Raw genomic sequence first — 4,922 nt, 5'->3', positions numbered from 1 at the left:
CCCCGCTTCGGGTCAGGGCACTGATGCACGCCGCCGTCCATGTGGAGTCTCCGTCGATCACGATGTGATCGCCGAGGGTGACGTTCTGAGCGAGTAGATGAAGCGCAACGGTGACGGGTAACACCGGGGAGTTTCGATCACCGTCGATGTTGAGTTCAGCGCGCGTGGAAGGGCGATGGCCCGTGGCCACGACGAGCGCGTCGACGTTGGCGAGTCCCCCGTGCTCGCCGATGGCCAGGAGGCGGTCGCCTTCCCATCGAATCACCTGGGTTCCTGGACAGAATTTCACGCCTGCGGCATCAGCCCGCCGAATGAGCACACGGTGGTCAGTGTCTTGCCAGTGTTCACCCCCTGCGACGGGAAGTCGCTCGAACACAGTGACGCGGGCCTGGTGTGCAAGAAGCGTTGCGCACTGTAGGCCGGCAAGACCGGATCCGGCGATGGCGATGTGTGGGGCCGCGGCACTCACGATGCGCCCGCCTGCCATTGCGAGTCGGGCTCTCCCTGTCGCACACCGCCTGGTGTCTGCCCGGTCGCCGAGGTGAGCATGAAGCTGACACCCACAGAGCAGTAGGCGCCCTGACAACGACCAGCCATGGCGCGCGTACGCTTTCGGACTCCGTCGAGCGAGGTCGCCGGCACCGGACCACGGCAGGCGAAGGTGATCTCTGCGGCCGTGACGTGTTCGCACGCGCAGACGACCATGGGTCGCTCGTCGGGGGCGGCGCCTGGTGTGACGGCGAATGCCCTTGCCGCGTCATCGGTCACAGCTTCGGCCAATCGCGGCACTGACGGGATCGCCGACAGCGCAGACGGTTTCGATGCCATGGTCATGATGTTGTGGTCGACCAGGTCGACCACGTACTGAGCCACCGCGGGTGCGGAGGACACGCCAGTTGAGCGGATCCCGGCAGCATGAACAAGGTTGGCGCACTTGACGTCGATTTCGAGGCGGTAGGTCCGGTCACTGGCCGGACGTAGGCCGGCGAACGCCTTGGTCACGTATCGGCGGTCGATATCGGGGAGCAGTCGCTGTGCACGGGCCCATACCGAGTCGAGGCTGTCGGGGTCGGTGGACTTGTCGGTACGGTCCCCTTCATCGGAGGCGGTCGGCCCGACGAGCACGGATCTGTTGGTGGTCGGTATGGCGTAGATCCCGCGGGTGTGCGGTGTGGGGGCGGTGCACAAGATCTTGGGGATGAGATGGCCGACCGCACGGTCGAGCAGGAGGAACTGTCCTTTGCGCGGCCACATCGCGAAGTCCTCGCCCTGTGCTTCGCCTGCGACGCGATCGGCGTTCACGCCGGCGGCGTTGATCACTGCTCCCACCGATACCGCCCCGCTCGGTGTGAGCACGTGACTGATTTCGCCGGACTGGTGGTGCCAGAAACCGGTGACCGGCGTTGACAGGCGCAGCTCCACGCCGTTGGAGACGGCGAGTCGGGCCAGTCCGATGGTGAGGCGGATGGGGTCGATGATCGCTTCGGCGGGCACGTGGAGGCCTTGGATTGCCGACGGGGCCGCGGTCTCGGCGATGCGCCGCAGATCCGGGCCGCTGAGCATGTCGGCGTCGACCTCGGCGTACTTGGCCTGAGCGGCAAGGTTTTCCAGTGACGCGATATCGCTGTCGTCGAAGGCCAGCGCCAGGGCGCCCATGCGGGTGAAGGGAACGTCCAAGGCGCCGCACAGTTGTTCCCAGGCGCGACTCGATTGGCGGATGAGCTGCGCTTCGAGACTGTTTCCCGGGAGGTCGTATCCGCAGCCGGCGATCGCCGAGTTGGCTTTACTGGCACCCTCGGCGACGTCGTGGGCGGCTTCGAACCAGATCACCCGGACATTGCGGCGCGAGACTTCGGCAGCGATGGCCGACCCGATGACGCCGGCGCCGATGATCGCGACGTCGTAGTGGCGTGGGCTCATGGCTGTCAGCGTCCTTCGGATTTGGTGGCTTGAGTCAGTGCTGGGGGGTCCAGGGCGACAGTGGCGGTGACGAAGGCGTTCCAGCGTGCCCGTTCGATGGTTCTGTCGTCGATGTCGAGCACGGGGTCGACGGTGTGGGAGAACCGGACGCGGGCAGCCAGCGCTGCGAGGTCGAGGTCGCCGGAGCCGATGGCGGCCAGTCCGGCGACTCCGGCGGCGGTGTTGTCCTGATGGTCGGCCACCGCGATGGGCCGCCCACAGAGATCGGCTTGGCGTTGCATCAGCAGCGGGTTGTTGCTGAGTCCACCGTCGGCGCGCAGAGTCACCGCTCGGCCGAGTTCGGCGTCGAGGGCATCGACGATGTCGGCGACACGGTGGGCGATACCGTCGCAGACCGCGTAGGCGATATCGGAGGCAGTGGTGGACGCACGCAGGTTGGAGAGCACGCCAGTGGCCTCGGGCCGCCACCAGGGGGCCCCGATACCGGTGAAGCTGGGCAGAAACAGCGGGTTCTCCATCCGCAGGTGATGGTCGGTGGCAGCAGCTGAGTTGCCAGCCAAGGCCCCCACGTTTTCAGCCGTCGGTGCCAGCCCGAGGCTCACCAGCCAGTCGACCGCGGTCGCAGCGGAGAAGACGCCGCCTTCGACGGCCCAGGCTTTCGGCTCGCCGGGGACGGTCCAGCCGTAGGTCGGCATCAGGCCGTGGCCGGGTCGGCAGGGTTGGGCTCCGACGTTGGTTTCGACGAAACATCCAGTGCCGTAGGTGATCTTGGTGTCACCAGGGTTGATGGCGCCCAGGGCCGCCAGAGCGGCGAGTTGGTCGACGGCGTTCGCGTACAACGGTGCACCCAACTTCGTCGGCACCGGCTCGGGCAACACGCTGTCGACGATGGTGGGTAGCCAGCCGGTGTCGATGCCGAACGCAGCAGCAACCTGCGGGTCGTACTGCAAGGCGTCGAGATCCATCAGCTGGGTACGACTGGCGGTGGACGGATCGGTCAGGAATGCTCCGCCGCTGAGGCGGTGGATGAAGAAGGCATCGAGGGTTCCGACTGCCAGTGTTCCCGCGGCTTTGGCCGCTGCGACGGCTGGCACGTTGCACAGGGTCCACGCGATACGGGCAGCCGAGTAATAGGGGTCCAGGCGCAGCCCGGTGACGTCCTCGATCCGTGCGGCGTGTGCCGTGGTGCGCATGCTGTCGACGATGCCGCCGGCCCGCCGGTCTGACCACAGGATGGCCGGTGAGAGCGGGGTACCGGTGCGGCGGTCGAAGGCGATGATCGATTCGCCCTGGTTGGCCAGACCGATGCCGATCACTTCGGCGCCGTCGAGACTGGCCACCGCCTCGGCCACGGTGTCCTCGATCGCGGTGAGCAAGGCGTTGCCGTCCTGTTCATCCCAGCCCGGCCGCGGATGCGCAGTACGCGACAGCCGTCGCGCGGAGGCGACGCATCGACCGGACTCGTCGTAGAGGTTGGTGCGGGTGCTGGTGGTGCCTTGGTCGATGCCCGCCCAGACGCGAACGCTCATGATGTGCTGATTCCATCTGCCGCGAGGTCCTCCGGCGCCGCCTCTTTGATCGTGGTGCGAAGCTTCTCTGGTGCCCAGATGCGCAGGACCAGCCACCACACCAGCGCACTGGCGAACACCGCCGCAGCGACCAGCGCCGGCTTGTGGTTCTCCGGGCGGCCGATCAGCAGGACCAGGAGCAGCACGCTCCACACGCACGCCCCGATTGTGACGGGGCGGTCGAACCTGCCCAGCGAGAACCCGCCGGGCATGACGGGAAAACGATTGCGGCGGAACAAGTAGGCGAAGCTGATCACGCCGTATACGCCGACCGGGATGAGCGCCGATGCGACGAGCAGGTCGGAGAGCTTGCTGAACGCGATGATCACGATGATCTCGATGACGGTCGCCAGGGCGATGGCGTTGGCCGGCGTCTTGGAGGCGGCCAGCACCCGGCGGAACACCGAGCTGCCGGGGAACCGGCCGTCGCGGCTGATCGCCCAGATGAGCCGAGAGGCCACCATGGTCTGCAGCATGGCGTTGGCGAAGATGGCGATCGCGACGCAGATGACGAACACACCGCCCAGGACGGTGCCCAACCGGTCTTGAGCGATGAAGCCGACCGGTGAGGACGCCTCCGCAACGGCACTCCACGGGCCGCGCTCGGCGACGGTGATGCCGACGAGGAAGAGCATGCCCATACCGGCCGCGGCCAGCGAAGCCCGGATGATACCCAGCGGAACGGCACGCTGGGGGTTCTCGGTCTCGTCGGCCAGCGCCGCCGCCGAGTCGAACCCGGAGTAGGTGAACGCGCCGAGCAGCACAGTGCTGGTGAACGAGCCGAACAACGCCCAGTAGTTATCCGGGCCGACAGGTGAGGTGCTGGTCAGATTCGACACGCCCACGGCGGGGTCGGCGGTGGCGAATCCGAGGACGACCAGCACGATACCGAAGATCGCCACCGAGATCAGTTCGGACCACACTGCGAGATTATTCACGCGCACAGTCGTTTTCGTCGAGGCGATCATCATGACCGCCTGCACGAGCGTCACCCCGATCACTGCCGCCGAGGTCTGCAGCGTGGTGAGGTTCAGTTTGGTGACCTGCGCGATGGCGTTGACGAAGACTATGTTGACACTCGGTGCGGTGACCAGTCCGTAGCCGAGAAACGCCCACCCAAGGATCCACCCGGCGGTGGGGTTGGTCAGGCGGCTCATCCACTGATACGACAAGCCCGACACCGGGATTCGGCCGGCGAGCCCGGCGATGACCAGCACCAGTAGTAACTGGCCCCCGGTCACGATGGGCCACGACCAGATACCTCGCGGTCCCGCCGAGCTGATGACCAGCCCATAGACGGCGAAGATGCCGGTCGACACCGAGATGAACGAGAAGACGATCGCAAAGCTGGAGAACGACTTCAAGACCCGTTTGAGCTCGGGCTCATAACCGAACCCGCGCAGCATCTGGTCGTCCGTCGGTGCAGTGCCTGAA

The 4,922-nt window shown here is 66.5% G+C and carries 4 protein-coding genes; all 4 read right to left on the bottom strand.

All coding sequences use genetic code 11. The features are described 5' to 3' along the window. Nucleotides 1-487 (bottom strand): FAD-dependent oxidoreductase (locus ACRDUX_RS17195; RefSeq protein WP_526415228.1); only part of this gene is annotated, 487 nt, incomplete at its 3' end. Continuing rightward, nucleotides 466-1,920 carry an NAD(P)/FAD-dependent oxidoreductase gene (locus tag ACRDUX_RS17190; protein ID WP_526415227.1) on the bottom strand — a complete coding sequence of 485 codons (1,455 nt, stop codon included), beginning with the start codon at nt 1,918-1,920 and terminating at the stop codon, nt 466-468. The genes ACRDUX_RS17195 and ACRDUX_RS17190, both read right to left, overlap by 22 nt. Nucleotides 1,921-1,925: 5 nt before the next feature. Then, the gene (locus ACRDUX_RS17185) at nt 1,926-3,449 is read right to left on the bottom strand and encodes an FGGY family carbohydrate kinase (protein WP_526415226.1); all 1,524 of its coding nucleotides are present in this window, start codon (nt 3,447-3,449) and stop codon (nt 1,926-1,928) included. After that, the coding region (locus ACRDUX_RS17180; protein ID WP_526415225.1) for an amino acid permease at nt 3,446-4,922 on the bottom strand (1,477 nt) is incomplete at its 5' end. The genes ACRDUX_RS17180 and ACRDUX_RS17185, both read right to left, overlap by 4 nt.

Origin of the sequence: Mycobacterium sp. (genome assembly GCF_050701675.1) — a bacterium.
Lineage (GTDB): Bacteria > Actinomycetota > Actinomycetes > Mycobacteriales > Mycobacteriaceae > Mycobacterium.
This window is presented reverse-complemented; position numbering and strand designations above follow the sequence as displayed.